Origin of the sequence: Streptomyces aureoversilis, from assembly GCF_042657885.1 — a bacterium.
GTDB lineage: Bacteria > Actinomycetota > Actinomycetes > Streptomycetales > Streptomycetaceae > Streptomyces > Streptomyces aureoversilis.
In genome coordinates, this window is the sequence record NZ_JBHSKJ010000009.1 from 204016 (window position 1) to 230399 (window position 26384).

At 71.6% G+C, this 26384-nt stretch carries 21 protein-coding genes and 1 pseudogene; 14 read left to right on the plus strand and 8 right to left on the minus strand.

Features of this window, described 5'->3' with window-relative positions:
- Positions 1 to 21 precede the first annotated feature (21 nt).
- The 11 genes and pseudogenes from uvrC to pgi all read left to right on the plus strand — a co-directional run bounded on the left by uvrC (position 22) and on the right by pgi (position 13621).
- A complete protein-coding gene (uvrC, locus tag ACFPP6_RS17975; RefSeq protein ID WP_382043018.1) occupies positions 22 to 2043 on the plus strand; it encodes an excinuclease ABC subunit UvrC in 2022 nt (673 codons plus the stop codon).
- A gap of 66 nt (positions 2044 to 2109) precedes the next feature.
- The gene (gene rapZ, locus ACFPP6_RS17980; RefSeq protein WP_179080431.1) at positions 2110 to 3042 is read left to right on the plus strand and encodes an RNase adapter RapZ; all 933 of its coding nucleotides are present in this window, start codon (positions 2110 to 2112) and stop codon (positions 3040 to 3042) included.
- A complete protein-coding gene (locus ACFPP6_RS17985) occupies positions 3039 to 4091 on the plus strand; it encodes a gluconeogenesis factor YvcK family protein (protein ID WP_382043021.1) in 1053 nt (350 codons plus the stop codon). Before rapZ ends, ACFPP6_RS17985 begins: the two co-directional genes overlap by 4 nt.
- The gene (whiA, locus tag ACFPP6_RS17990; protein ID WP_030366605.1) at positions 4082 to 5089 is read left to right on the plus strand and encodes a DNA-binding protein WhiA; all 1008 of its coding nucleotides are present in this window, start codon (positions 4082 to 4084) and stop codon (positions 5087 to 5089) included. The genes ACFPP6_RS17985 and whiA overlap by 10 nt, the downstream gene beginning before the upstream one ends.
- 203 nt (positions 5090 to 5292) lie before the next feature.
- A pseudogene (locus tag ACFPP6_RS17995) lies at positions 5293 to 7503 on the plus strand (M14 family metallopeptidase); the annotation flags it as partial.
- A 365-nt stretch (positions 7504 to 7868) separates the two neighbouring features.
- Complete coding sequence (gap, locus tag ACFPP6_RS18000; protein WP_382043024.1) at positions 7869 to 8873, plus strand: type I glyceraldehyde-3-phosphate dehydrogenase; 1005 nt, start codon at positions 7869 to 7871, stop codon at positions 8871 to 8873.
- A 128-nt stretch (positions 8874 to 9001) separates the two neighbouring features.
- On the plus strand, positions 9002 to 10213 hold the full coding sequence (locus tag ACFPP6_RS18005) for a phosphoglycerate kinase (protein ID WP_058044929.1): 1212 nt from the start codon (positions 9002 to 9004) through the stop codon (positions 10211 to 10213).
- Positions 10214 to 10219: 6 nt separating this feature from the next.
- Positions 10220 to 10996, plus strand: a complete 777-nt coding sequence (gene tpiA / locus ACFPP6_RS18010; RefSeq protein ID WP_382043026.1) for a triose-phosphate isomerase — start codon at positions 10220 to 10222, stop codon at positions 10994 to 10996.
- Positions 10997 to 11110: 114 nt separating this feature from the next.
- Positions 11111 to 11341 carry a preprotein translocase subunit SecG gene (secG, locus tag ACFPP6_RS18015; RefSeq protein WP_030366610.1) on the plus strand — a complete coding sequence of 77 codons (231 nt, stop codon included), beginning with the start codon at positions 11111 to 11113 and terminating at the stop codon, positions 11339 to 11341.
- Between the two features lie 161 nt (positions 11342 to 11502).
- A complete protein-coding gene (locus ACFPP6_RS18020) occupies positions 11503 to 11838 on the plus strand; it encodes an RNA polymerase-binding protein RbpA (protein ID WP_079110552.1) in 336 nt (111 codons plus the stop codon).
- Between the two features lie 130 nt (positions 11839 to 11968).
- On the plus strand, positions 11969 to 13621 hold the full coding sequence (gene pgi / locus ACFPP6_RS18025; RefSeq protein ID WP_382043301.1) for a glucose-6-phosphate isomerase: 1653 nt from the start codon (positions 11969 to 11971) through the stop codon (positions 13619 to 13621).
- Positions 13622 to 13922: 301 nt separating this feature from the next.
- Here the strand turns inward: pgi and pgl are convergent, their stop codons facing one another.
- Genes pgl through tkt form a run of 5 tightly spaced genes read right to left on the minus strand, consistent with a single transcriptional unit; the run spans position 13923 to position 20553 of the window.
- Entirely contained in the window at positions 13923 to 14702 is a 780-nt protein-coding gene (gene pgl, locus ACFPP6_RS18030; protein ID WP_382043029.1) for a 6-phosphogluconolactonase, read from the minus strand.
- Positions 14699 to 15790, minus strand: a complete 1092-nt coding sequence (gene opcA, locus ACFPP6_RS18035; protein ID WP_382043032.1) for a glucose-6-phosphate dehydrogenase assembly protein OpcA — start codon at positions 15788 to 15790, stop codon at positions 14699 to 14701. Before opcA ends, pgl begins: the two co-directional genes overlap by 4 nt.
- The gene (zwf, locus tag ACFPP6_RS18040; RefSeq protein WP_382043035.1) at positions 15787 to 17313 is read right to left on the minus strand and encodes a glucose-6-phosphate dehydrogenase; all 1527 of its coding nucleotides are present in this window, start codon (positions 17311 to 17313) and stop codon (positions 15787 to 15789) included. The genes opcA and zwf overlap by 4 nt, the downstream gene beginning before the upstream one ends.
- 1 nt (position 17314) lies before the next feature.
- A complete protein-coding gene (gene tal, locus ACFPP6_RS18045; protein WP_382043037.1) occupies positions 17315 to 18430 on the minus strand; it encodes a transaldolase in 1116 nt (371 codons plus the stop codon).
- 35 nt (positions 18431 to 18465) lie between these two features.
- On the minus strand, positions 18466 to 20553 hold the full coding sequence (gene tkt / locus ACFPP6_RS18050) for a transketolase (protein ID WP_382043039.1): 2088 nt from the start codon (positions 20551 to 20553) through the stop codon (positions 18466 to 18468).
- Between the two features lie 432 nt (positions 20554 to 20985).
- Between tkt and ACFPP6_RS18055 the strand changes: the two genes are divergently transcribed.
- The 3 genes from ACFPP6_RS18055 (at position 20986) to ACFPP6_RS18065 (ending at position 23499) form a co-directional block, all read left to right on the plus strand.
- Positions 20986 to 21927 carry a heme o synthase gene (locus tag ACFPP6_RS18055; RefSeq protein WP_382043040.1) on the plus strand — a complete coding sequence of 314 codons (942 nt, stop codon included), beginning with the start codon at positions 20986 to 20988 and terminating at the stop codon, positions 21925 to 21927.
- Between the two features lie 68 nt (positions 21928 to 21995).
- Positions 21996 to 22373: a hypothetical protein gene (locus ACFPP6_RS18060; protein ID WP_382043042.1), complete on the plus strand. Its 378-nt coding sequence runs from the start codon at positions 21996 to 21998 to the stop codon at positions 22371 to 22373.
- A 76-nt stretch (positions 22374 to 22449) separates the two neighbouring features.
- The gene (locus ACFPP6_RS18065) at positions 22450 to 23499 is read left to right on the plus strand and encodes an amidohydrolase family protein (protein ID WP_382043045.1); all 1050 of its coding nucleotides are present in this window, start codon (positions 22450 to 22452) and stop codon (positions 23497 to 23499) included.
- Here the strand turns inward: ACFPP6_RS18065 and ACFPP6_RS18070 are convergent.
- From ACFPP6_RS18070 to ACFPP6_RS18080, 3 genes are all read right to left on the minus strand, one after another.
- Positions 23469 to 24461, minus strand: coding sequence for a COX15/CtaA family protein (locus ACFPP6_RS18070; RefSeq protein ID WP_382043047.1), 993 nt, complete (start codon positions 24459 to 24461; stop codon positions 23469 to 23471). The genes ACFPP6_RS18065 and ACFPP6_RS18070 overlap by 31 nt on opposite strands.
- 95 nt (positions 24462 to 24556) lie before the next feature.
- On the minus strand, positions 24557 to 25342 hold the full coding sequence (locus ACFPP6_RS18075; protein ID WP_382043050.1) for an ABC transporter permease: 786 nt from the start codon (positions 25340 to 25342) through the stop codon (positions 24557 to 24559).
- Positions 25339 to 26298, minus strand: a complete 960-nt coding sequence (locus ACFPP6_RS18080) for an ABC transporter ATP-binding protein (RefSeq protein ID WP_382043053.1) — start codon at positions 26296 to 26298, stop codon at positions 25339 to 25341. Before ACFPP6_RS18080 ends, ACFPP6_RS18075 begins: the two co-directional genes overlap by 4 nt.
- Positions 26299 to 26384: the final 86 nt, after the last annotated feature.

Consider the following 26384-nt stretch of genomic DNA (forward strand, 5'->3'; position numbering starts at 1 on the left):
CCCGCAAGTAGGGTGTGTGACATGGCCGACCCCAGCAGCTACCGACCCAAGCCGGGACAGATCCCCGACTCGCCGGGGGTCTACAGATTCCGTGACGAACACGGCCGGGTGATCTACGTCGGGAAGGCGAAGAGCCTGCGCCAGCGGCTCTCCTCGTACTTCCAGGACCTCGCCGGCCTGCACACGCGTACCCGCACGATGGTGACCACGGCCGCCTCCGTCGAGTGGACCGTGGTCTCCACCGAGGTCGAGGCGCTCCAGCTGGAGTACACCTGGATCAAGGAGTACGACCCCCGCTTCAACGTCAAGTACCGCGACGACAAGAGCTATCCCTCCCTCGCCGTGACCATGGGCGAGGAGTTCCCGCGCGTGCAGGTCATGCGCGGTCCCAAGAAGAAGGGCGTGCGCTACTTCGGCCCGTACGCCCACGCCTGGGCCATCCGCGAGACCGTCGACCTGATGCTGCGCGTCTTCCCCGTGCGCACCTGCTCCGCCGGGGTGTTCAAGCGATCGGCCCAGATCGGCCGCCCCTGTCTGCTGGGGTACATCGGCAAGTGCTCCGCCCCCTGCGTCGGCCGCGTCAGCGCGGAGGAGCACCGCGAACTGGCCGAGGAGTTCTGCGACTTCATGGCCGGCCGCACCGGTGCCTACCTGCGCCGCCTGGAGCAGCAGATGCACGAGGCCGCCGAGGAGATGGAGTACGAGAAGGCCGCCCGCCTTCGGGACGACATGGAAGCCCTCCGGCGCGCCCTGGAGAAGAACGCCGTCGTCCTCGCCGACGCCACCGACGCCGACCTGATCGCCGTCGCCGAGGACGAGCTGGAGGCCGCGGTGCAGATCTTCCACGTGCGCGGCGGCCGGGTGCGCGGCCAGCGCGGCTGGGTGACCGACAAGGTGGAGAACGTCGACACGGCGGGCCTCGTCGAGCACGCCCTGCAGCAGCTCTACGGCGAGGAGCGCGGCGACGCCGTGCCCAAGGAGGTCCTGGTCCCGGCGCTGCCGGAGCCGGTCGAGCCCGTCGCCCAGTGGCTGGGCGAGCGCCGCGGCTCCCGGGTCGACCTGCGCATCCCCCAGCGCGGCGACAAGAAGGACCTGATGGCGACGGTCCAGCGCAACGCCCAGCAGGCCCTCGTCCTGCACAAGACCAAGCGCGCCTCGGACCTGACCACCCGCTCCCGGGCGCTGGAGGAGATCGCCGAGGCCCTGGAGCTGGATTCCGCGCCGCTGCGCATCGAGTGCTTCGACATCTCCCACCTCCAGGGCCAGGACGTGGTGGCGTCGATGGTCGTCTTCGAGGACGGCCTGGCGCGCAAGAGCGAGTACCGCCGCTTCCAGATCAAGTCGTTCGAGGGCCAGGACGACGTCCGGTCGATGCACGAGGTGATCGGCCGCAGGTTCCGCCGCTATCTGCAGGAGAAGCAGAAGGCGGGGGAGTGGTCCGAGGAGAACGCGGTCGAGGAGGAGAACGGCCGGGCCGCGGACGTCCGGGCCGGGGACGCCTTCGCCGGGGAGGCCCGCACCGAGGACGGGCGCCCCAAGCGCTTCGCCTACCCGCCGCAGCTGGTCGTCGTCGACGGCGGGCAGCCGCAGGTGGCGGCCGCCCGGAAGGCGCTGGACGAGCTCGGCATCGAGGACGTGGCGGTCTGCGGCCTGGCCAAGCGGCTGGAGGAGGTCTGGCTGCCCGGTGAGGACGACCCCGTCGTGCTGCCCCGCACCAGCGAGGGCCTCTACCTCCTGCAGCGCGTGCGCGACGAGGCCCACCGCTTCGCCATCGCCTACCAGCGCAGCAAACGCACCAGGACGCTGCGGGCCGGGCCGCTCGACGAGGTCCCGGGCCTGGGCGAGACCCGCAAGAAGGCGCTGCTCAAGCACTTCGGCTCGGTCAAGCGGCTGCGCGCCGCCACGGTCGAGCAGATCTGCGAGACGCCGGGCATCGGCCGCAAGACCGCCGAGACGATCGCCGCCGCGCTCGCGGCGGCCGCCCCGCCCGCCCCCGCCGTGAACACGGCCACGGGCGAGATCATGGAAGAGGCGGGGGAATGATGGGGCACGCAGTATGGAAGACGGGGCCGCACCCGCGGCACCGTCGGTGAGACGGGGGTAGGCAGTATGACCGGGACCGAGCGAGACGGAGCACAGGTGAGTACGGGCACGACGGCGGATGCGACCGGCGAGGGCACGGCCATCCCCGAACTGGTGATCATCTCCGGCATGTCGGGGGCGGGCCGCAGCACCGCCGCCAAGTGTCTGGAGGACCTCGGCTGGTTCGTCGTGGACAACCTGCCGCCCGCCCTGATCCCCACCATGGTGGACCTCGGCGCCCGCTCCCAGGGCAACGTGGCCCGGATCGCCGTGGTCGTGGACGTGCGCGGCCGGCGCTTCTTCGACAACCTCCGCGAGTCCCTGGCCGACCTGGCCGCCAAGAAGGTCAAGCGGCGCGTGATCTTCCTGGAGGCCTCCGACGACGCCCTGGTGCGCCGCTTCGAGTCCGTGCGCCGCCCGCACCCCCTCCAGGGCTCCGGGCGCATCGTCGACGGCATCGCCGCCGAGCGGGACCTGCTGCGCGAGCTGCGCGGCGACGCCGACCTGGTGATCGACACCTCCAGCCTCAACGTCCACGAGCTGCGCGCCAAGATGGACGCCCAGTTCGCCGGCGAGGAGGAGCCGGAGCTGCGGGCCACCGTCATGTCCTTCGGCTACAAGTACGGCCTGCCCGTCGACGCCGACCTCGTGGTGGACTGCCGCTTCCTGCCGAACCCGCACTGGGTGCCGGAGCTGCGCCCCTTCACGGGCCTCAACGAGGAGGTCTCGGGCTACGTCTTCAACCAGCCCGGCGCCAAGGAGTTCCTCGACCGCTACACCGAGCTCCTCCAGCTCATCGCCGCGGGCTACCGCCGCGAGGGCAAGCGCTACGTGACCATCGCGGTCGGCTGCACCGGCGGCAAGCACCGCTCCGTCGCCATGTCCGAGAAGCTCGCCCACCGCCTGGTCTCCGAGGGCGTGGAGACCGTCGTCGTCCACCGGGACATGGGGCGCGAGTGACCGGCCGCCCGTCCCGGCTCCGCCGGGTGCGCCGCCTCGTCCCCGGGCGGACCACCCGGGGGCCCGAGGGCCGTGCGAAGCGCGGCGCCCAGCCCAAGGTCGTCGCCCTCGGCGGCGGCCACGGCCTGTCCGCCTCGCTCGCCGCCCTGCGCCGGATCACCGGCGACCTCACCGCCGTCGTCACCGTCGCCGACGACGGCGGCTCCAGCGGCCGGCTCCGCGACGAGCTGGGCGTCCTGCCCCCCGGCGACCTGCGCAAGGCCCTCGCGGCCCTGTGCGGCGACGACGACTGGGGCCAGACCTGGGCCCGGGTGATCAAGCACCGCTTCACCAGCGAGGGCGATCTGCACGACCACGCCGTCGGCAATCTGCTGATCGTCGCCCTGTGGGAGCAGCTCGGCGACCCCGTGCAGGCCCTCGACCTGGTCGGCAAGCTGCTGGGCGCGCACGGCCGGGTGCTGCCCATGTCCGCCGTGCCGCTGGAGCTGCAGGCCCTCGTCCGGGGGCACGACCCCGCCGCGCCCGGCGCCCTGAGCACCGTCCGCGGCCAGGCCACGGTGGCGCTCACCCCGGGCGAGGTGCAGTCCGTGCACGTCGTGCCGGAGGATCCGCCCGCCGTGCCGGAGGCGGTCGCCGCCGTCCTCGACGCGGACTGGGTGGTGCTCGGCCCGGGCTCCTGGTTCTCCTCCGTCATCCCGCACCTGCTCGTCCCCGAGCTGCTGGAAGCCCTGCAGGAGACCAAGGCCCGCCGGGTGCTGTCGTTGAACCTCGCACCACAACCGGGTGAAACCGATGGCTTCTCCCCGCAGCGTCATTTGGAGGTTTTGGCCCGACACGCCCCTAAACTCGCCCTGGACGTGGTGCTGGCCGACGAGGCCGCCGTGCCCGACCGCGAGAGCCTCACCGATGCCGCGAAGCGGCTCGGGGCCGCGGTCGAGCTGGCGCCGGTCGCCGCGCCCGACGGCTCCCCGACCCATGACCCGGAGCTGTTGGCCGCCGCGTACGACCGTATTTTTCGGATGCATGGAAGGATCGGCCCATGGCGATGACGGCAGCGGTGAAGGATGAAATCTCCCGGCTCCCCGTCACCCGCACCTGCTGCCGGAAAGCGGAGGTCTCGGCGATCCTGCGGTTCGCGGGTGGTCTGCACCTGGTCAGCGGGCGCATCGTGATCGAAGCGGAGCTGGACACCGGGATCGCCGCCCGGCGGCTGCGCAAGGACATCCTGGAGATCTTCGGACACGCCTCCGACCTGGTGGTGATGGCCCCCGGCGGACTGCGCCGCGGCAGCAGGTACGTGGTGCGGGTGGTGGCGGGCGGTGACCAGCTGGCGCGCCAGACCGGCCTGGTCGACGGCCGCGGCCGGCCGATCCGCGGGCTGCCCCCGCAGGTCGTCTCCGGGGCCACCTGCGACGCCGAGGCCGCCTGGCGGGGTGCCTTCCTCGCCCACGGCTCGCTCACCGAGCCCGGCCGCTCCTCCTCCCTGGAGGTGACCTGCCCCGGGCCCGAGGCGGCGCTGGCGCTGGTCGGCGCGGCCCGCCGGCTGCAGATCGCGGCCAAGGCGCGCGAGGTGCGCGGCGTCGACCGCGTGGTCGTCCGCGACGGCGATGCGATCGGCGCCCTGCTGACCCGCCTGGGCGCGCACGAGTCCGTGCTGGCCTGGGAGGAGCGCCGGATGCGCCGCGAGGTGCGGGCCACGGCCAACCGCCTCGCCAACTTCGACGACGCCAACCTGCGCCGCTCGGCCCGGGCCGCCGTCGCGGCGGGCGCCCGGGTGCAGCGGGCCCTGGAGATCCTCGGCGAGGAGGTGCCCGAGCACCTCGCGGCCGCGGGCCGGCTGCGCATGGAGCACAAGCAGGCGTCCCTGGAGGAGCTGGGCGCCCTGGCCGACCCGCCGCTGACCAAGGACGCCGTGGCCGGCCGCATCCGGCGCCTGCTCGCCATGGCGGACAAGCGCGCCCAGGACCTCGGCATCCCCGGCACGGAGTCCAACCTCTCCGACCTCTCGGACCTCTCGGAGGAGATGGCGGAGGGCATGGCGGGCTGACGCCCCGCACGGGCCGACGCCCCGCCCGGGCCGACACCGCGCACGGGACCCGTCCCCGGCGCCGTCCCGCCCACCGGTACATCGAGCCACCCCGCGCCGTGCAGGGCGCCGGAGTGGCTCTTTCTGCATCATTGACATGATCATGCAGGCTCTCCAGTCTGGCGTCCGTGCACCGACGTGGCAGACAACAGCAAGGGGGGCTCATGAGACGCAGGACGAGATCGGTCCTCGCGGCGGCTTCGCTGCTCTTAGGCGGACTGGCCGCGGCACCCTTCGCCCACGCGCAACCCGGCGCCGCGACGCCGGCGCGGGACGGCGACGGCGCACCGGCCGTCTGGACCGCCCGCATCACCGCCGGCCAGGTGCCGCTGCTCCTCGCGGCCGGCGTCGACGGCCACGAGCTGGCCGAGCGCCCGACCGGGACGGGGGCCGCCTCGGTCGAGCTCTACCTGACCGGCGAGCAGGCCCGCGAGCTGCGCGGCCGGGGAGTCGACCTCACCGAGAAGCGGATCCCGCAGCGCACCAAGGAGCGCCTCAAGGCCGCAGGAGACGGCGTCTTCCGCCCGTACAGCGGCAAGAACGGCCTCCGTCAGGAGCTCCTGGACACGGCGAAGGCCCACCCCGGCCTCACCAAGGTCGTGAGCATCGGCAGGACCGTCCGCGGCCAGGACATCCTCGCCCTGAAGCTGAGCAAGGACGCCCGCACCGCCCCCGACGGCCGCAAGCCCGCCGTGCTGTACATGTCCAACCAGCACGCCCGGGAGTGGATCACCCCGGAGATGACGCGGCGGCTGCTCCACCACTACCTCGACGCCTACGGCAAGGACCCCCGCGTCACCGACGTCGTCGACCGCGCCGAACTGTGGTTCGTCCCGTCCGCCAACCCCGACGGCTACGACTACACCTTCCAGAGCCCGGACACCCGCCTGTGGCGCAAGAACCTGCGCGACAACAACGGCGACGGGAAGATCACCCCGGGCGACGGCGTCGACCTCAACCGCAACTTCCCCTTCAAGTGGGGCTACGACAACGAGGGTTCCTCGCCCCGCCCGGGCTCCGAGACCTACCGCGGCACGGCCCCCGCCTCCGAGCCGGAGACGAAGGCGATCGACGCCTTCGAGAAGGCGCACCGCTTCAGCTACGCCGTCAACTACCACTCGGCCGCCGAACTGCTGCTCTACGGCGTCGGCTGGCAGGTCGCCACCCCCACCCCGGACGACGTCCTCTACAAGGCGCTGGCCGGCACGCCGGAGAAGCCCGCGGTCCCGGGCTACCACCCGCAGCTCTCCTCCGAGCTCTACACGACCAACGGCGAGGCCGACGGGCACGCGGCGAACGTCAACGGGACGATGATGTTCACCCCCGAGATGTCGACCTGCCGCACCGCGTCGAAAGCCGACCCGGACGACCGCTGGAACCCGGACGACTGCCCGTCGTCCTTCAGCTTCCCCGACGACGAGAAGCTGATCCAGCAGGAGTTCGCCAAGAACGTCCCCTTCGCGCTGTCCGTCGCCGAGACCGCCGTCAACCGCGAGGGCGCCGACCGGCCCCGCTCCGTCGTGGGCCTCTCCGCCCCCGACTTCACCCCGGACGCCTTCACCACCTCCTACGCGCTCGGCGACGAGCAGGAGGTCTCCGTCACCGCCCGCAAGAGCCTGCGCGACCTGCGCCTCAACTACCGCATCGACGGCGGGCGTACGCACACCGCCCCGCTGGAGGCGTGGAAGGGCGGCGACCGCTACGGCGGGGAGGACAGCATCCGCTTCGCCGAGTACCGCGCCTACGTCGAGGGCGCCGAGCCCGGGTCCGTCGTCCGGGTCTGGTACACCGGCCGGACGCGCGACGGCAGGGCCACCGCCAGTGAACCCTTCACCTACACCGTGGCGGACCGCCCCGAGGCCGACACCCTGGTGATAGCCGACGAGGGCGGGCCCGGAGCCGCCCGGCACACCGCCGCCTACACCGCGGCGCTGACCGCGGCCGGCCGTGACGCCGCCGTGTGGGACGTGGCCGGCCAGGGCGCTCCGCACGCGCTCGGCGTGCTGGGCCACTTCAAGAGCGTCGTGTGGTACTCCGGCGGCAACCGGCCCGGCGGCGCCACGCTGACGGCCGTGCGGGACTTCGTCAACGAGGGCGGCAAGCTCGTCGCCGCGGGCAGGCAGGCGGGCGGCTACGGCGTCGTCGGCCCCGCCGAGACGAACGACTTCAGCCAGTACTACCTGGGTGCGGGCAGCCGCCTGCAGCACCCCGCCCCGGCACGCTTCACCGGCTCCGGCGCGCTCGCCGGCATCAGCGTCCGCCTCGGCGACGCCCCCGGGGACAAGCTGGACGCCGCGGGCTCGTTCGCCCCCGTCTCCGACGAACTGCCGCCGGCCGGCTTCCCGCAGTTCCGCAGCGCGGCCGCGGGCGACTACACGGCGGCGGAAGGCCGGGCCGCGGGGAACACGAACGGAGCAACAAGCGCCCGCTGCACCGGATCGGACGTCACACTGCGTGACGGCGCTTGCGCCGCGGCGGCGGACGCGCGCCGGGCGGCAGCCGTCTCCACGGCCGGCACGGTGCTCCTGGGCTTCGGTCTGCAGCACGTCCCGGACCCCGGGGAGAGGGTCGCGCTCATTAGTGCAGCACTGCGCTCTGTCAAGGGGTGAAGCCGCTCTACGGGCCCAGTGACGCCAATGTCACGTCCCCCCCTTCTTAGAGGTAGGGTCGGGGTTGGTCGGGGACATCCCAATACAGCCCGCCGGCGGACAGTCCGGCACACCAACGAGGAGATCGGTTCGTGACGATCCGCGTAGGCATCAACGGCTTTGGCCGTATCGGTCGTAACTACTTCCGCGCGCTCCTGGAGCAGGGTGCGGACATTCAGGTAGTCGGTGTCAACGACCTGACCGACAACGCCACCCTGGTGCACCTGCTGAAGTACGACAGCATCCTCGGTCGTCTCAAGCAGGAGGTCAGCCACACCGACGACACGATCACTGTCGGCGACATGACCTTCAAGACGATGGCCGAGCGCGACCCGGCGAACCTCCCCTGGGGCGAGCTCGGCGCCGACATCGTCATCGAGTCCACGGGCATCTTCACCAAGCGCGAGGACGCCGCCAAGCACCTCGCCGCCGGTGCGAAGAAGGTCCTCATCTCGGCTCCGGCCAAGAACGAGGACATCACCATCGTGATGGGCGTCAACCAGGACAAGTACGACGCGGCCAAGCACGACGTCATCTCCAACGCCTCCTGCACCACCAACTGCGTGGCGCCGATGGCCAAGGTCCTCGACGAGACCTTCGGCATCGTCAAGGGCATGATGACGACGGTCCACGCGTACACCAACGACCAGCGCATCCTGGACTTCCCGCACTCCGACCTGCGTCGCGCCCGCGCCGCCGCGGAGAACATCATCCCGACCTCGACGGGTGCCGCCAAGGCCACCGCCCTGGTCCTCCCGCAGCTGAAGGGCAAGCTGGACGGCATCGCCATGCGCGTCCCGGTCCCGACCGGCTCGGTCACCGACCTCGTCCTGGAGCTCGACCGCGAGACCACCAAGGAAGAGATCAACGCCGCCTTCCAGAAGGCCGCCGAGGGCCAGCTCAAGGGCATCCTCGAGTACACCGAGGACCCGATCGTCTCCTCGGACATCGTCAACTGGCCGGCCTCCTGCACCTTCGACTCGCAGCTGACGATGGTCCAGGGCAAGCAGGTCAAGGTCGTCGGCTGGTACGACAACGAGTGGGGCTACTCCAACCGCCTGGTGGACCTGACCGTCTTCGTCGGCGGCCAGCTCTGATCCCTCCGCCCGCTGGTCGTACGATCACAGGCATCGGGATGTAGGGGACGGGGCTCGTACGACGCGATGGCGCGTCGTACGAGCCCCGTCTCATGAATGACCCCTTACGGAAGTACCGGAGTCACCGCATGAAGACGATCGACGAACTCATCCAGGACGGTGTCGAGGGCAAGCGGATCTTCGTCCGCGCCGACCTCAACGTGCCGCTCGCCGGCACCACCATCACCGACGACGGCCGCATCCGCGCCGTCGCCCCGACGATTGCCAAGCTCGCCGCCGCGGGCGCCAAGGTGATCGTCGCCTCCCACCTGGGCCGTCCCAAGGGCGCCCCGGACCCCCAGTTCTCCCTCGCCCCGGCCGCCGCGCGGCTCGGCGAGATCCTGGGCAAGAAGGTCTCGTTCGCCACCGACACGGTCGGCGACAGCGCGAAGGCCACCGTCGCCGCACTGGCGAACGGCGAGGTCACGCTGCTGGAGAACCTCCGCTTCAACGCGGGCGAGACCAGCAAGGACGACGCGGAGCGCGGCGCCTTCGCCGACGCCCTCGCGTCCCTGGCCGACCTGTACGTGGGCGACGGCTTCGGTGCCGTGCACCGCAAGCACGCCTCGGTCTTCGACCTCCCGGCGCGCCTGCCGCACGCCGCCGGCGACCTGATCGCCACCGAGGTCGGCGTCCTGAAGAAGCTCACCGAGGACGTCGCGCGCCCCTACGTGGTGGTGCTCGGCGGTGCCAAGGTCTCCGACAAGCTGGGCGTCATCGACAACCTGCTGGAGAAGGCCGACCGAATCCTCATCGGCGGCGGCATGTCGTACACCTTCCTCAAGGCCAAGGGTCACGAGGTCGGCATCTCGCTGCTGCAGGAGGACCAGATCCCGGTCTGCCTGGAGTACCTGGCCCGCGCCGAGAAGCGCGGCGTGGAGTTCGTCCTCCCCGTCGACGTCCTGGTGTCGGCCGACTTCCCGGACCTGAAGACCAAGGCCCCGGCCAACCCGGAGCTCGTCGCCTCGGACGCCATCCCGGCGGACAAGGAGGGCCTGGACATCGGCCCGAAGACGCGCGAGCTCTACGCCTCGAAGCTCGCCGACGCCGGCACCGTCTTCTGGAACGGCCCGATGGGCGTCTTCGAGCACCCCGACTACGCCAACGGCACCAAGGCCGTTGCCCAGGCCCTGCTGGAGTGCGACGGCTTCACCGTCGTCGGCGGCGGCGACTCGGCCGCGGCCGTGCGCACCCTGGGCTTCGACGAGAATGCTTTCGGCCACATTTCGACCGGCGGCGGCGCCAGCCTCGAATACCTCGAGGGCAAGACGCTCCCCGGCCTCGCCGCACTGGAGGACTGAACCACTGTGAGTGCACGTACCCCGCTGATGGCGGGCAACTGGAAGATGAACCTCAACCACCTCGAGGCCATCGCGCACGTCCAGAAGCTCGCCTTCGCGCTCGCCGACAAGGACTACGAGGGCACCGAGGTCGCCGTCCTGCCGCCCTTCACCGACCTCCGCTCGGTGCAGACGCTGGTCGACGGCGACAAGCTGAAGATCAAGTACGGTGCCCAGGACGTCTCGGCGTTCGACTCCGGCGCGTACACCGGCGAGATCTCCGGCGCCATGCTCGCCAAGCTCAAGTGCACCTACGTGGCGATCGGGCACTCCGAGCGCCGCCAGTACCACGGCGAGACCGACGAGATCTGCAACGCCAAGGTCAAGGCCGCCTACCGGCACGGGCTCACCCCGATCCTGTGCGTCGGCGAGGGCCTGGACGTCCGCAAGGCCGGCGGCCAGGTCGCGCACAGCCTCGCCCAGGTCGACGGCGCCCTCAAGGACGTCCCGGCCGAGCAGGCGGAGAGCATCGTCATCGCCTACGAGCCCGTGTGGGCCATCGGCACCGGCGAGGTCGCCACGCCGGAAGACGCCCAGGAGGTCTGCGGTGCCATCCGCGGCCGCCTCGCCGAGCTCTACGGCCGTGAGGTCGCCGACAAGATCCGCATCCAGTACGGCGGCTCCGTCAAGTCCGGCAACATCGCCGCGATCATGGCGCAGCCCGACGTCGACGGCGCGCTGATCGGCGGCGCCGCGCTGGACGTGGACGACTTCGTCAAGATCGTTCGCTTCCGCGACCAGTAGCAGCGCTATGACGAGGACTCCTCCTCGTCGTACCCTGTCGGGGCCGGGACCGGCGTTTTCACGCCGCCCCGGCCCTCACCATCGACGTCCGAGAGAGTTGGTCCAGCCGTGGTCATGGGGTTCTCGATCGCCCTCATCATCTTCAGCGTGCTGATGATGATGCTGGTGCTCATGCACAAGGGGAAGGGCGGCGGCCTGTCCGATATGTTCGGCGGCGGCATGCAGTCCTCCGTCGGCGGTTCCTCCGTCGCCGAGCGGAACCTCGACCGCATCACCGTGGTCGTCGGTCTGCTGTGGTTCGCGTGCATCGTCGCGCTCGGCCTGCTGATGAAGCTCGATAGCTGACGTACCGTCGTGAACGCGGCCTATCATTGGGGTCGCGTCCTCACGGCCGGGCTGTAACTCCTGCCACTGGACGCGCGTTGGGCCTTACGTAGACTGGGGCGCCCGCAGCGGAACCATCGGTTCAGATGATCCGCAGCACCATTACGCAGGGAGTTACGACCGTGGCAAGTGGCAACGCGATCCGGGGAAGCCGGGTCGGAGCGGGGCCGATGGGTGAGGCCGAGCGGGGCGAGTCCGCGCCGCGCCTCCGCATCTCCTTCTGGTGCTCTAACGGGCACGAGACGCAGCCGAGCTTCGCCAGCGACGCACAGGTACCGGACACCTGGGACTGCCCGCGCTGCGGCTTCCCGGCCGGCCAGGACCGGGACAGTCCGCCGGACCCGCCGCGCACCGAGCCGTACAAGACGCATCTCGCGTACGTCCGGGAACGGCGCAGCGACGCCGACGGCGAGGCCATCCTCGCGGAGGCGCTCGCCAAGCTCCGCGGAGAGATCTGACACACGGCGACATCTCAAGGAAGCGGCACCCCTCGTGGGTGCCGTTTCGTCTTGCGCTCGAACCGACCGCAGATCAATTAGGTTGGAGGGCGGCGGGGCAGTTACGAGAATGAATGGGCTGATGTCCGAGATGAACGCAGAGGACCGCACCAGGCTGGACCGGACCCCGGAGTGGAACGCTCTGGCCAAGCACCGGGACGAACTGGGGGAGGTGCACCTGCGCCAGCTCTTCGCGGACGATCCGCGACGCGCCGAGAAGTACGCGCTCACCGTCGGCGACCTCCATCTGGACTACTCCAAGCACCTCGTCACGGACGAGACCCTGCGCCTGCTGCGCGAGCTGGCGGCCGCCGCCGACGTGGCCGGGCTGCGCGACGCCATGTTCCGCGGCGAGAAGATCAACACCACCGAGGGCCGCGCCGTGCTGCACACCGCGCTGCGCGCCCCGGAGTCCGCCGTCGTCAAGGTCGACGGCGAGAACGTGGTCCCGGCGGTCCACGCCGTGCTGCGCAAGATGCAGGTCTTCACCGACCGCGTGCGCAGCGGCGACTGGAAGGGCCACACCGGAAAGCCCGTCAAGAACGTCGTCAACATCGGCATCGGCGGCTCCGACCTCGGTCCGGCGATGGCCTACGAGGCGCTGCGCGCCTACACCGCCCGCGACCTGACGTTCCGTTTCGTCTCCAACGTGGACGGCGCGGACCTGCACGAGGCCGTGCGCGACCTGGACGCCGCCGAGACGCTGTTCATCGTCGCCTCCAAGACCTTCACGACGATCGAGACCATCACCAACGCCACCTCCGCGCGGAACTGGCTGCTGGACCGGCTGGGCGCCGGCGAGGAGGCCGTCGCCAAGCACTTCGTGGCCCTGTCGACGAACGAGGAGAAGGTCTCCGAGTTCGGCATCGACACGGCCAACATGTTCGAGTTCTGGGACTGGGTCGGCGGCCGCTACTCCTACGACTCGGCCATCGGGCTCTCCCTGATGCTCGCCGTCGGCCCGGACCACTTCCGCGAGATGCTCGCCGGCTTCCACCTCGTCGACGAGCACTTCCGCACCGCCCCGCCGGAGGAGAACGCCCCGCTGCTCCTCGGCCTCCTCGGCATCTGGTACGGCAACTTCCACGACGCGCAGTCGCACGCCGTGCTGCCCTACAGCCACTACCTGTCGAAGTTCGCGGCCTACCTGCAGCAGCTGGACATGGAGTCCAACGGCAAGTCCGTCGACCGCGAGGGGCGGCCCGTCAACTGGCAGACCGGGCCCATCGTGTGGGGCACGCCGGGCACCAACGGTCAGCACGCCTATTACCAGTTGATCCACCAGGGCACGAAGCTGATCCCCGCGGACCTCATCGGCTTCGCCAAGCCCGTGGACGACCTGGAGCCGGGGCTGGTGGCCCAGCACGACCTGCTGATGGCGAACCTGTTCGCCCAGGGGCAGGCGCTGGCCTTCGGCAAGACGCCGGAGGAGGTCGCGGCGGAGGGCGTGCCGGCCGAGCTCGTCGCGCACAAGACCTTCCGGGGGAACCGCCCCACGACGACGATCCTCGCGGGCGAGCTGAGCCCGTCGGTGCTCGGTCAGCTCATCGCGCTGTACGAGCACAAGGTCTTCGTCCAGGGCGCGATCTGGAACATCGACTCCTTCGACCAGTGGGGCGTCGAGCTCGGCAAGGTCCTGGCGAAGCGGGTGGAGCCGGCGCTCACGGAGGGCGCGGAGGTCTCCGGGCTGGACGCCTCGACGTCGGCCCTGGTCGCCCGCTACCGCGAGCTGCGGGGGCGCTAGGCGCGGGGCGGCTTGGGCGTTCGGCCTGAGGCGGGTCCGGCACCGCCGGGCACGTCGGAGGGTGGCTGAGCGCCGCTGCGGCGGGAGTGGGCCCCGGTCCCGCCCTTTCACCGTTTCCTGAGGCGGCGCCCCAGACCCCGCCCGGGGTCCGGGGGCTTGCCCCCGGTTTCGGGAAGGGGCGGGACCGGGGCATCCCTCCCGCCGCAGCGGCGCTCGGCCACCGCGGTGGATTCCGGCGGTGCCGAAAATGGCCCGGCCCCCCTCGCAGGGGACCGGGCCATCGCCGTGTGCAAGGCTCCCGTCAGGGCGAAGCCGGGGGATACAGCCCCCGCGGCAGCTGGGCCGCGGCAGGCGCGTCCAGGAGCCACAGCGTCCGCCGGCGCCCGTACGCGCCGGCCGCCGGTGCCTGGATCTCGCCCGCGCCCGACAGCGCCATGGCGACGGCGTTCGCCTTGTCCTCGCCCGCGGCGAGGAGCCAGACCTCCCGGGCCGCCCGGATCGCCGGCAGCGTCAGGGAGACGCGGGTCGGCGGCGGCTTCGGCGCGCCGTGGACGCCCACGACCGTGCGCTCGGTCTCCCGGACGCCCGGGAGCTCCGGGAAGAGCGAGGCGACGTGGGTGTCCGGGCCGACGCCCAGCAGGAGGACGTCGAAGGACGGGACGGGACCGTGGTCCTCCGGCCGCGCGGCCGCGGCCAGCTCCGCCGCGTACGCCTCGGCCGCCGCGTCCGCGTCGTCGTGCTTCCCGTCCGCCGCGGGCATGTAGTGCACCCGCGCCGGGTCGAGGTCCACGGCGTCCAGCAGGGCCTCGCGGGCCTGCGTGGCGTTGCGCTCGGGGTCGCCCTCGGGCAGGAAGCGCTCGTCTCCCCACCACAGGTCGAGCCGGGACCAGTCGACCGCGTCCCGGGCGGGCGCGGCGGCGAGGGCCGCGAGCAGCCCGTTGCCGTTGCGCCCGCCGGTGAGGACGACGGAGGCCGAGCCGCGGGCGGACTGGGCGTCCACGATCTTCGTGATCAGCCGGGCCGCCGCGGCGCGGGCCATCAGCTCCTTGTCCCGGTGGACGACGATCTGCGGGGTGCTCACTTGCCGGCCGCCTTCTTGCCGCCGGCCTTCTTGGCGGGGGCCGGAGCGGACTTCTCCCCGGCCTCCGCGGCCTCGGCGGCAGCCGGAGCCTCGGCAGCGACCGGAGCCTCGGCGGCGTCGGCGGCGGCGGCCGGGGCCTTCGCGGCCGGCGCCGCGGCCGGTGCGTCGTTCAGCCGGTCCACGCCGTACTTCAGCGCCGCCTCGTAGATGTCGTCCGGGTCGAGCCGCCGCAGCTCCTCCGCGAGGAGCTCCGCCGTCTCGCGCCGCTGGAGCGCGACGGCGCGGTCGGGCTGGCCGGGCATGGAGAGCGTGGCCAGGGAGCCGTCCGGGCGGTCCAGGACGACGGGGCCGCTCTTGGTCTCCAGGCGGACGGCGGTGAGGCCGGGGCCGTCGGAGACGGTGCGCCGCACCGGGACGCCGAGGCGGTCGGCGAGCCACAGGGCGAGGAGCTCGGCGCTGGGGTTGTAGCCCTCGCCCTCGACCTCCGCGGAGACGACGTCGGCGTGCTGCTGGTCCAGGGCGGCCGCGAGCATGGAGCGCCACGGCGTGATCCTGGCCCAGGCGAGGTCGGTGTCGCCGGGCGTGTAGTGCGCCGAGCGGGCCGCGATCTCCTTGACCGGGTCCTCGGCGGCGTACGCGTCGGTGACGCGGCGCTGGCCGAGCGCGCCCAGCGGGTCCTTGTCGGGGTCGACCGGGGAGCCGACCGGCCACCAGACCACCACGGGGGCGTCGGGCAGCAGCAGCGGCAGGACGACCGACTGGGCGTGGTCTATCACCTCGCCGTACAGCCGCAGCACGACGGTCTCGCCGGTGCCCGCGGAGGTGCCGACCCGGACCTCGGCGTCGAGGCGGGCCTTGGCGCGGTCGCGCGGGGAGCGGCTGACGCGCTTGATGACGACGAGCTTGCGCGAGGGGTGCTCGCGGGACGCCTCGTTGGCGGCCTTGAGCGCGTCGTAGGCGTGCTCCTCGTCGGTGACGATGACCAGGGTGAGGACCATGCCGATGGCGGGGGTGCCGATGGCGCGGCGGCCCTGGACCAGCGCGTTGTTGATCTTGCTGGAGGTGGTGTCCGTAAGGTCGATCTTCATGGCCGGCGCCAGCTCCGTCCGTCTCGTGCGAGCATCTCGTCCGCCTCGACCGGTCCCCAGGTGCCGGCCGGGTAGGACGCGGGCTTGCCGTTGCTCTCCCAGTACTGCTCGATCGGGTCGAGGATCTGCCAGGAGAGCTCGACCTCCTTCAGGCGCGGGAAGAGGTTGGCGTCGCCCAGCAGCACATCGAGGATGAGCCGCTCGTAGGCCTCCGGGCTGGACTCGGTGAAGGACTCGCCGTAGGCGAAGTCCATCGAGACGTCCCGGACCTCCATCTGGGTGCCGGGCACCTTGGAGCCGAACCGCATGGTGACGCCCTCGTCCGGCTGCACCCGGATGACCAGGGCGTTCTGCCCCAGCTCCTCGGTCGCGGTGTGGTCGAAGGGGGAGTGCGGGGCGCGCTGGAAGACGACCGCGATCTCGGTGACGCGGCGGCCCAGGCGCTTGCCGGTGCGCAGGTAGAAGGGGACGCCCGCCCAGCGGCGGTTGTCGATCTCCAGCTTGATCGCGGCGTAGGTGTCGGTCTTGGAGTTGGGGTCGATGCCCTCTTCCTCCAGGTAGCCGACGACCTCTTCGCCGCCCTGCCAGCCGTGCGCGTACTGGCCGCGGACGGTCTCCTTGCCGAGGTCCTTGGGCAGCCGGACGGCGCCCAGCACCTTGGTCTTCTCGGCGACCAGCGCGTCCGCGTCGAAGGAGGCGGGCTCCTCCATGGCGGTCAGCGCGAGCAGCTGGAGCAGGTGGTTCTGGATGACGTCACGGGCGGCGCCGATGCCGTCGTAGTAGCCGGCGCGGCCGCCGATGCCGATGTCCTCGGCCATGGTGATCTGCACGTGGTCGACGTAGGACCGGTTCCAGATCGGCTCGAAGAGGGTGTTGGCGAAGCGGAGCGCCAGGATGTTCTGGACGGTCTCCTTGCCCAGGTAGTGGTCGATCCGGAAGACCTCTTCGGTCGGGAAGACCTCGTGGACGACCTTGTTGAGCTCCTGGGCGCTGGCCAGGTCGTGGCCGAAGGGCTTCTCGATGACGGCGCGCCGCCAGGAGCCCTCCTTCTGGTCCGCCAGCCCGTGCTTCTTCAGCTGCTGGACGACCTTGGGGAACCACTTGGGCGGCACCGAGAGGTAGAAGGCGAAGTTGCCGCCGGTGCCCTGCTGCTTGTCGAGCTCCTGGATGGTGCTCTTGAGCGTCTCGAACGCGGCGTCGTCGTCGAAGTCGCCCTGCACGAAGCGGCAGCCCTGCACCAGCTGCTGCCAGACCTCCTCGCGGAAGGGCGTGCGGGAGTGTTCCTTGACGGCGTCGTGGACGATCTGGGCGAAGTCCTCGTTCTCCCAGTCGCGGCGCGCGAAGCCGATGAGCGAGAAGCCCGGCGGCAGCAGCCCGCGGTTGGCGAGGTCGTAGACCGCCGGCATCAGCTTTTTCCTGGACAAATCGCCCGTGACGCCAAAGATGACCAGGCCCGACGGCCCCGCGATACGCGGGAGCCGTCGGTCCAGAGCGTCACGCAGCGGATTGCTGCTTGTGCTCAATTCACGCCTCCGGAGCGAGGCGCTTGAGCTCCGCCTCGGTGGACTTCAGCAGGTCGTTCCAGGACTGCTCGAACTTGTCGACGCCCTCGTCCTCCAGGAGCTGCACGACGTCGTCGTACGAGATCCCGGCCTTGGCGATCGCGTCGAGCTCGGCCTTGGCCTGCTCGTACGTGCCGCGCACCGTGTCACCGGTGATCCGCCCGTGGTCGGCCGTGGCCTCCAAGGTGGCCTCCGGCATGGTGTTGACCGTGTTCGGGGCGACCAGGTCGTCCACGTACAGCGTGTCCTTGTAGGCCGGGTCCTTGACGCCGGTCGAGGCCCACAGCGCACGCTGCTTGTTGGCGCCGGCCTTCTCCAGGGCGGCCCAGCGGTCCGAGGAGAAGACCTCCTCGTACGCCTGGTAGGCCAGGCGGGCGTTGGCGAGGGCGGCCTTGCCGCGCAGCGCCTTGGCCTCGTCGGTGCCCAGGGCGTCCAGGCGCTTGTCGATCTCGGTGTCCACGCGGGACACGAAGAAGGACGCGACCGAGTGGATCAGGGACAGGTCCAGGCCCGCGGCCTTGGCCTGCTCCAGACCGGTCAGGTAGGCGTCCATGACCGCGCGGTAGCGCTCGAGGGAGAAGATCAGCGTGACGTTGACGCTGATGCCCTTGCCGATCACGTCGGCGATGGCCGGCAGGCCCGCCTTGGTGGCCGGGATCTTGATCAGCGTGTTGGGGCGGTCCACCAGCCACGCCAGCTGCTTGGCCTCGGCGACGGTGGCCGCGGTGTTGTGCGCGAGGCGCGGGTCGACCTCGATGGAGACCCGGCCGTCCTGGCCGTCCGTCGCGTCGAAGACCGGGCGCAGGATGTCGGCGGCGTCGCGGACGTCCGCCGTGGTGATCATGCGGATGGCCTCGTCCACGGTGACCTTGCGGGCCGCGAGGTCGGCGAGCTGCGCCTCGTAGCCGTCGCCGCCCGAGATCGCCTTCTGGAAGATCGACGGGTTGGTCGTGACGCCCACGACGTGGCTCTGGTCGATCAGCTCGGCCAGGTTGCCGGACGTGATGCGCTTGCGGGACAGGTCGTCCAGCCAGATCGCGACGCCTTCGTCGGAGAGGCGCTTGAGTGCGTCTGTCATGGGTTCTGCATCTCCTACTTGCTCGTAAAGGGGCGTCAGCGGCGGTTGGCGTCGGCGTGCTCGATCGACTCGCGCGCGGCCGCGACGACGGCCTCGGTGGTCAGACCGAACTCGTGGTAGAGCACCTTGTAGTCGGCGGAGGCGCCGAAGTGCTCCAGCGACACGATGCGGCCGGCCTCGCCGACGTAGCGGTGCCAGGTCAGGCCGATGCCGGCCTCGACGGCCACGCGGGCCTTGACGTCCGGCAGCAGCACGCCGTCGCGGTACGCCTGGTCCTGCTCCTCGAACCACTCGACGGACGGCATGGAGACCACGCGGGTCGGGATGCCATCGGCCTGGAGCTGCTCGCGGGCCTCGACGGCCAGCTGGACCTCGGAGCCGGTGCCGATCAGGATCACCTGCGGACGGCCGCCCTCGGCCTCGAACAGGACGTAGCCGCCCTTGGCCGCACCCTCGTTCGCCTCGTACGTCGGGACGTTCTGGCGGGTGAGGGCCAGGCCGTGCGGCGCGGGCTTGACGGTGTGGCGCTTGGTGATCTCGCGCCAGGCGATCGCCGTCTCGTTGGCGTCGGCCGGGCGGACCATGTTCAGGCCCGGGATGGCGCGCAGGGCGGCCATGTGCTCGACCGGCTGGTGGGTCGGGCCGTCCTCGCCGAGACCGATGGAGTCGTGCGTCCACACGTAGGTGACCGGCAGCTTCATCAGGGCGGCCAGACGCACGGCCGGGCGCATGTAGTCGGAGAACACCAGGAAGGTGCCGCCGTAGACGCGGGTGTTGCCGTGCAGCGCGATGCCGTTCATGGTCGAGCCCATGGCGTGCTCGCGGATGCCGAAGTGGATCGTGCGGCCGTAGGGGTTCGCCTCCGGCAGCGGGTTGCCCTTCGGCAGGAAGGACGACGACGGGTCGATCGTGGTGTTGTTCGAGCCGGCGAGGTCGGCGGAGCCGCCCCACAGCTCGGGGATCACGCCGCCCAGCGCCTTGAGGACCTCGCCCGACGCCTTGCGGGTCGCGACGTCCTTGCCGGCCGGGAAGACCGGGAGGGCCTTCTCCCAGCCGTCGGGCAGCTCGCCCGAGGCGATGCGGTCGAACTCCGCGGCGCGCTCCGGGTTGGCCTCGCGCCACTCCTGGATGCGCTTGTCCCACGTGGCGTGGGCCTCGCGGCCGCGGTCGACGACCTTGCGGACGTGGCTGAAGACGTCGTCCTCGACCTGGAAGTCCTGCTCCGGGTCGAAGCCCATGACGCGCTTGGTCGCGGCGACCTCGTCGGCGCCCAGCGCCGAGCCGTGCGAGGCCTCGGTGTTCTGGGCGTTCGGGGCCGGCCAGGCGATGATCGTGCGCGCGGCGATGAGCGAGGGACGCGAGGTCTCCTCCTGCGCGGCCTTCAGCGCGGCGTACAGGGCGTGGACGTCGAAGTCGCCGTTGGCGGCCTGCTCGATGCGCTGGACGTGCCAGCCGTAGGCCTCGTAGCGCTTGAGGACGTCCTCGGAGAAGGCGGTCTCGGTGTCGCCCTCGATCGAGATGTGGTTGTCGTCGTAGAGCGCGACGATGTTGCCGAGCTTCTGGTGGCCGGCGAGCGAGGAGGCCTCCGCGGAGATGCCCTCCTCCAGGTCGCCGTCGGAGACGATCGCCCAGACGGTGTGGTCGAACGGGGAGGTGCCCTCGGGGGCCTCCGGGTCGAACAGGCCGCGCTCGTAGCGGGCGGCCATGGCCATGCCCACGGCGTTGGCGATGCCCTGGCCCAGCGGGCCGGTCGTCGTCTCGACGCCACGCGTGTGACCGTGCTCCGGGTGGCCGGGGGTCTTGCTGTCCCAGGTGCGGAAGGACTTCAGGTCCGACAGCTCCAGGCCGTAGCCCGCCATGAACAGCTGGACGTACAGCGTCAGGCTGGTGTGGCCGGGGGAGAGGACGAACCGGTCGCGGCCGGTCCAGTCGGCGTCACTGGGGTCGTGACGCATCATCTTCTGGAACAGCAGATAGGCGGCGGGGGCCAGGCTCATGGCCGTGCCCGGATGGCCGTTGCCGACCTTCTGCACGGAGTCCATGGCCAGGACGCGGGCGGTATCGACGGCCCGCTGGTCCAGTTCGGTCCATTCGAGGTCTGTGGTGGTCGGCTTGGTGCTCACCCTTGGATCAGGGCTCCTCTCCACATGGTCTTATCTGCCGGGGGCGGTATGTTCCGCCACGACGCGGCGTGGTCGAGCCTACCCCTGTGGGGACGTGCATCTTTTCGACGTACAGTCGGCTGCCCGCTTACGGGCAGACGAATCGCGGCGGCAGGGATTCCCGCCGCGGGTGCGGCGCCCTGTTCACAGCCTGCCGGGCGGGGCGGCCGCCCGCCTCCCGAACGCGACCGTTCCGTCATGTCCGGGGGCTCCGCGGTCGCGTCCGGGTGGTGCGGGGGCGCCTTCTTGATCCCTTCGGTGCGCCCTCAACACGACCCACCCCGGCGGAGGCCGCGCCATGCCCTGCGTCTAAAGTGGCGTGGTACGCGCAAGTCTTTACCGGGCTTTCCGTCCCGGATGTGCTTGCTGGCCTTATCTCTGTCAGGGGTGTGCGTGACGGCCGTCGAATCCCGTCCTGCGGGGGTGCTTACCGAAAGCCCCGGTCACCGGCCGTTCGGAGCCCGTGCCAAGGCGTTCGTGGCGCTGACCAAGCCGCGTGTCATCGAGCTGCTGCTGATGACGACCGTGCCGGTGATGTTCCTCGCGGCCGAGGGTGTGCCCGATCTGTGGCTCGTCCTGGCCACCTGCATCGGCGGCTACCTGTCCGCGGGCGGCGCCGGTGCGTTCAACATGTGGTACGACCGCGACATCGACGCCCTGATGGACCGCACGTCGCAGCGCCCGGTGGTGACCGGCATGGTCTCGCCGCGCGAGTGCCTGGTCTTCGCCACCGCGCTGACCGTCGGTTCCACCCTGTGGTTCTGGTTCCTGGTCAACCCGCTGTCGGCGATGCTCTCCCTGGGCGCCAACGCCTTCTACGTCGTCGTCTACACGATGATCCTCAAGCGCCGCACCGCGCAGAACATCGTCTGGGGCGGCATCGCGGGCTGCATGCCGGTCATCATCGGCTGGTCGGCCGTCACGAACTCCGTCTCCTGGGCCGCGCTCGTCCTCTTCCTGGTCATCTTCTTCTGGACGCCGCCGCACTACTGGCCGCTGTCGATGAAGGTCAAGGATGACTACGAGCGCGTCGGCGTGCCGATGCTTCCCGTGATCGCGGGCAACAAGGCGGTCGCCAAGCAGATCGTCCTCTACAGCTGGGTGATGGTCGCCGTCTCCCTCGCGCTGCAGCCGCTGGGCTACACCGGCTGGTTCTACACGGTGGTGGCGGCCGCGCTCGGCGGCTTCTGGCTGAAGGAGGCCCACGCCCTGCAGGCCCGGGCCAAGGCCGGCATCACGGGCGCGAAGCTCAAGGAGATGCGGCTGTTCCACTGGTCCATCACCTACGTGTCGCTGCTGTTCGTGGCGGTGGCCGTGGACCCCTTCCTGCGCTGACCTGCGCTGATCGCTTCTTCCCGCGCCGGTCCCTTCCTTCGTTAATTACCGCTCGGTAGCATCTGCGTATGGCAGATGACACCACCCCGCAGGACGGCACGGCGGAGAAGACCGCGCCCTCCGACGCCCGGGCGGACCGCAAGGCCGCCCGGCTCGCCCGCCAGATCGAATCCTTCGCCAAGAGCCACGGCGGCTCCGCCGAGGGCCAGCTGGCCCACATCGCCCGCGGCACCGCCCGCATCGCCCTGGTGGGCGCCAACGGCGAGTGGGGCAACCTCGTCGCCCCCTCCATGGACGTCGCCCGCAAGGCCGCCGAGAAGGCCGGGCTCACCCTCCACGACGACTTCGACGGCGAGCTGGCCGCCAAGGTCCGCACCGGCCCGTACGAGTGGTCGCGCATGGCGGGCATCCAGCTCGGCGGGCCGGCCAACCCCGCCGATAACTGACGGGCCCCTCGGCCGTTAGACCCGCGGGGAGCGGCCGCACACGCGCCGCTCGGGGGGTACGGCACGAGGGGGGCGGATGGACGGCTTGCCGCTGCTCGTCGACCAGCACAGTCACGGCGCGGTCCACGGAGAGCTGGGGCTCGGCGGGTTCGAGGCGCACCTGGCCGCGGCCGCCGGGGCCGCGGGCCCCGCGCCGCCCGGCACCACCTTCTTCGACAGCCGCACCGGGCTCGCCCTGCGCCGCTGGTGCCCGCCCCTGCTGGGCCTGGACCCGCACTGCCCGCCCGTCCGCTACCTGGCACGCCGCCGCGAGCTGGGCGCCTACCGCGCGGGGCAGCTGCTGCTGCGCGGCGCGGGCATCGGCACCTTCCTGCTGGAGACGGGCGAGCGGAGCGGCCTCACCTCGGCCGCCGAGCTCGCCGGGGCCGCGGACGGCAGCGCCCACGAGATCGTCCGGCTCGAACCGCTCGCCGAGCAGGTCGCCGACACCTCCGGAAGCGCGGACTCCTTCACGGCCTACCTGGCCGAGGCGCTCCACGCGGCCGCTCTGAGCGCCACCGCGTTCGCCTGCGGCGTCCCCTTCTGCGACGGCAGCCCGCCGGGCCTCGCGGAGGTGCGCAAGGCCGCGGGCCAGTGGCTGAGGACGCGCCGGCCGGGCGGCCGGCTGGACGATCCGGTGCTCGCCCGCCATCTGCTGTGGAGCGCGCTCGCCGCCGGGCTGCCCGTCCAGCTGCACTGCCCCGACCCGCTGCGGCTCTCCCGCTTCCTGCGGGCCACCGCGGGCCTGGGCGCCGATCTGGTGCTGCTGCCGGACCCGTGGCACCACCGGGAGGCCGCGCAGCTCGCGGGGGCCTTCCCGCACGTGTACGCGGACGTGGGCGCACGGCCCGAGGAGACGCTGCGCGAGGCGCCCTTCGGCAAGCTGCTGTTCTCCAGCGGCGCGCGCGGCCCGGCCGAGTTCTACGTGGTCGCCGCCCGGTCGTTCTCACAGGCCATGAACCGGCTGATGAACGACTGGGTGGCCGACGGCTGGTGCCGGTGGGCGGACGCGCGCAGGATCGCCTCGCTCGTCGCCGCCGGCACCGCCCGCAGGGTCTACCGGCTGGACGCGGAGGCGGCGGCCTGAAGCGCCTCGTGCTCACCCGAGGGGGCGGGCAGGGTGGCCGCCTCGCCCCGCTCCCGCAGCGACAGGAAGACCCGCAGCACGGCGATCCACACCAGGCAGGAGCCGAACATGTGGGCGCCGACGACGAGCTCCGGCTCGTCGTTGAAGTACTGCACGTAGCCGATGACGCCCTGGAACATCAGCACGGCGAACAGCTCGACCACGCGGCGGCGCGGCACGGCCGGCGCCTTGACCGCCCGCAGCACGAACCACAGGGCGACGGTCAGGCCGACCACGATGTAGACGAAGTCGACGTGCAGCTGGGTGACCTCGCGCCAGTCCAGCGGGATGCGGTGGACGTCCTTCGAGGCGTCGCCCGCGTGCCGGCCGGAGCCGGTCACCACCGTGCCGGCCAGGATCAGCAGGACGGTCGCCCCGACCAGGACCCAGCTGAGCTGCCGCACGGGGCGGGCCACCAGGTCGCGCGGCTCGTCGTCGCCCTCGGCCGAGCGGTGCCACATCACCACGGCCACCGTCAGCAGCGCGGTGGCCGCCAGGAAGTGCAGGGCCACGATGTACGGGTTGAGGCCCGTCAGCACGGTGATGCCGCCGATGATGCCGTTGCTCGCGATGAGCCAGAACTGGGCCCAGCCCAGACGCGTGAGGGAGCGGCGGCGCGGGGCACGCGCGCGTGCCGCCACGATCGCGACGCCGACGAACACGCACAGTACGTACGTCAGCATGCGGTTGGTGAACTCGATGACGCCGTTGATGCCCATCTCCGGGGTCGGCGTCAGGCTGTCCTCGGTGCAGGTGGGCCACGTCGGGCAGCCGAGCCCCGACTGGGTGAGCCGGACCGCGCCGCCCGTGACCACGATGACCACGGCCATCACCACGGCGGCGAGGGCAGCCCGCCGGACGAAGCGCGCGGAGGGCTGCCAGCGGTCGGCGACGATCTGGAGGGGGTTCAGCGTTTTCGGCACGGGCTCATCGTAAAGGGGAGCTTGTGCACGGATTCACGAGGGGGCGGTGTGGCGTGCGTTCATGCAGCTCACCAGGCTCGCTTCCGGCAGAGGGCTCACTCCCAGCGGAAGAGCTTCGCCGCCGCTCCGAGGCCCAGCACCGCCCACACGGCGAGGATGCCGAGGTCGCCCCACGGCATGCCCGCGCCGTGCTGCAGGACGTCCCGCAGGCCGTCCGAGAGCGCCGAGATCGGCAGCAGCTCCAGTGCCGCCCGCACCCCGCCGGGGAACTTCTCCATCGGCACGATCACCCCGCCGCCGACCAGCAGCAGGAGGAAGACCAGGTTCGCCGCGGCCAGCGTCACCTCGGCCTTGAGCGTGCCGGCCATCAGCAGCCCGAGCCCGGAGAAGGCCGCCGTGCCCAGGACGAGCAGCAGCAGGACCGCGAAGGGGTTGCCCTGCGGCGACCAGCCCAGCGCGAAGGCGATCACCGTCAGCAGCACGATCTGCAGCACCTCGGTGACCAGCACCGAGCAGGTCTTCGCCGTCATCAGCGCCCAGCGCGGCAGCGGCGAGGCTCCGAGGCGCTTGAGCACGCCGTAGCGGCGCTCGAAGCCGGTGGCGATGGCCTGGCCGGTGAACGCCGTGGACATCACGGCCAGCGCCAGCACGCCCGGGGCCAGGAAGTCGACGGCCTTGCCCTCGCCCGTGTCGACGATGTCGACGGCGCTGAAGAGGACGAGCAGCAGCGTGGGGATGACGACGGTCAGCAGGAGCTGCTCGCCGTTGCGCAGCAGCATGCGCGTCTCCAGCGCGGCCTGCGCGCGGATCATCCGTGAGAGGGGCGCGGCGCCGGGCCGCGGGGCGAACGTCCCGTTGCCCGTCGAGATCACGTCACTCATGCCCGCAGCTCCTTGCCGGTCAGCTCGAGAAAGACGTCCTCCAGCGTGTGCCGCTCGACCGCGATGCGGTCCGGCATGACGCCGTTCTGCGCGCACCACGTGGTGACCGTGGCGAGCAGCTGCGGGTCGATGCGGCCGCCGACGCGGTACGTGCCCGGGGTGAGCTCCGCCGCCGTCGAGTCGGCGGGCAGGGCCTTCAGGAGCGAGTTCAGGTCCAGTCCGGGGCGGCCGCCGAAGCGCAGGGTGTTCTCCGCGCCGCCCCGGCACAGCTCCTCGGGGCTGCCCTGGGCGATGACCCTGCCGCTGTCGATGATGGCGACGTCGTCGGCCAGGGCCTCGGCCTCGTCCATGTAGTGCGTGGTGAGGACGACGGTGACGCCGTCGGCGCGCAGCTCGCGCACCAGGTCCCAGGTGGCGTGCCGGGCCTGCGGGTCGAGGCCGGCCGTCGGCTCGTCGAGGAAGACCAGCTCGGGGCGGCCGACGACGGCCATGGCGAGCGCGAGGCGCTGCTGCTGGCCGCCGGACAGCCGCCGGTAGGCCGTCCGGCCGCAGCCGCCCAGGCCCAGCCGGTCTATCAGGGAGGGCACGTCGAGGGGGTGGGCGTGCAGGGAGGCGACGTGGCGCAGCATCTCCTCCGCGCGCGCCCCCGCGTACACCCCTCCGCTCTGCAGCATCACGCCGACGCGGGGCCGCAGGGCCGCGGAGTCGGCTACGGGGTCGAGCCCGAGGACGCGGACGGTGCCGGCGTCGGGGCGGCGGTAGCCCTCGCAGGTCTCGATCGTGGTGGTCTTGCCGGCCCCGTTGGGGCCCAGGACGGCGGTGAGGCCGCCGCGGGCGACGGACAGGTCGAGCCCGTCCACCGCGGCCTTCTGTCCGTACCGCTTCACCAGCCCGCGGACCTCGACCGCGGGCGGGCCGGGGGCCTCGGGGGTGTCCCCCGGGAAGACGCTGCGCATGGCGGGAAGTCTACGAAGCCCGGCGTGTCCCCGGATGCCCCGGGGTGGAACCCGATTCCGGACGGGCGGCCGCGGGCCGGGGAAAA